This window comes from Gulosibacter macacae (assembly GCF_003865375.1).
GTDB classification, from domain to species: Bacteria; Actinomycetota; Actinomycetes; order Actinomycetales; family Microbacteriaceae; genus Gulosibacter; species Gulosibacter macacae.
In genome coordinates this window covers 1-1,540 of record NZ_RQVS01000034.1, presented here as the reverse complement: position 1 = coordinate 1,540, position 1,540 = coordinate 1, and the positions used below count along the sequence as shown (strand labels likewise).

Here is a 1,540-nt window from a genome sequence, read left to right as displayed (position 1 = left end):
TAGAGAAGTTGCTCTCGTGCAAGACTGTGCCGGTTGGTGTGGTGGCGGCGGGGTGCGTCTGATCCTTGAGAACTCAACAGCGTGCACAATGTCAAATGCCAAATATTTTGACCTCGTTGCATCATCATTTTGTTGGTGGTGCGCGATTTCTTTGGATAATGATGGATTGTCAGTTGACGATCTGAATTTGTCATGATTGAACTCGCTACGCTCGCCTATTCCGGTGAGGGTGGTATTTATTCCATTTACGGAGAGTTTGATCCTGGCTCAGGACGAACGCTGGCGGCGTGCTTAACACATGCAAGTCGAACGATGAAGCCCCGCTTGCGGGGTGGATTAGTGGCGAACGGGTGAGTAATACGTGAGCAACGTGCCCAGAACTCTGGAATAACTTCGGGAAACCGTGGCTAATACTGGATATGTGCCGGGGAGGCATCTCCTCCGGTTGGAAAGATTTATCGGTTCTGGATCGGCTCACGGCCTATCAGCTTGTTGGTGAGGTAATGGCTCACCAAGGCGACGACGGGTAGCCGGCCTGAGAGGGTGACCGGCCACACTGGGACTGAGACACGGCCCAGACTCCTACGGGAGGCAGCAGTGGGGAATATTGCACAATGGGCGCAAGCCTGATGCAGCAACGCCGCGTGAGGGATGACGGCCTTCGGGTTGTAAACCTCTTTTAGTAGGGAAGAAGCGAAAGTGACGGTACCTGCAGAAAAAGCACCGGCTAACTACGTGCCAGCAGCCGCGGTAATACGTAGGGTGCAAGCGTTGTCCGGAATTATTGGGCGTAAAGAGCTCGTAGGCGGTTTGTCGCGTCTGCTGTGAAAGCCCGAGGCTCAACCTCGGGTCTGCAGTGGGTACGGGCAGACTAGAGTGCGGTAGGGGAGATTGGAATTCCTGGTGTAGCGGTGGAATGCGCAGATATCAGGAGGAACACCGATGGCGAAGGCAGATCTCTGGGCCGTTACTGACGCTGAGGAGCGAAAGCATGGGGAGCGAACAGGATTAGATACCCTGGTAGTCCATGCCGTAAACGTTGGGCGCTAGATGTGGGGACCATTCCACGGTTTCCGTGTCGTAGCTAACGCATTAAGCGCCCCGCCTGGGGAGTACGGCCGCAAGGCTAAAACTCAAAGGAATTGACGGGGGCCCGCACAAGCGGCGGAGCATGCGGATTAATTCGATGCAACGCGAAGAACCTTACCAAGGCTTGACATATACCGGACATGGCCAGAGATGGTCACTCCCTTTGGGTCGGTATACAGGTGGTGCATGGTTGTCGTCAGCTCGTGTCGTGAGATGTTCGGTTAAGTCCGGCAACGAGCGCAACCCTCGTCCTATGTTGCCAGCACGTTATGGTGGGAACTCATGGGATACTGCCGTGGTCAACACGGAGGAAGGTGGGGATGACGTCAAATCATCATGCCCCTTATGTCTTGGGCTTCACGCATGCTACAATGGCCGGTACAATGGGCTGCGATACCGCGAGGTGGAGCGAATCCCAAAAAGCCGGTCTCAGTTCGGATTGGGGTCTGCA

The 1,540-nt window shown here is 55.1% G+C and carries 1 protein-coding gene and 1 rRNA gene; both read left to right on the top strand.

Annotated features, from left to right (window positions below; genetic code table 11):
- Nucleotides 1-196, top strand: a 196-nt coding sequence (locus EG850_RS13475) for a hypothetical protein (protein ID WP_214609569.1), incomplete at its 5' end; no start/stop codon positions are given.
- A gap of 48 nt (nucleotides 197-244) precedes the next feature.
- Nucleotides 245-1,540, top strand: a 16S ribosomal RNA gene (locus EG850_RS13165); the annotation flags it as partial.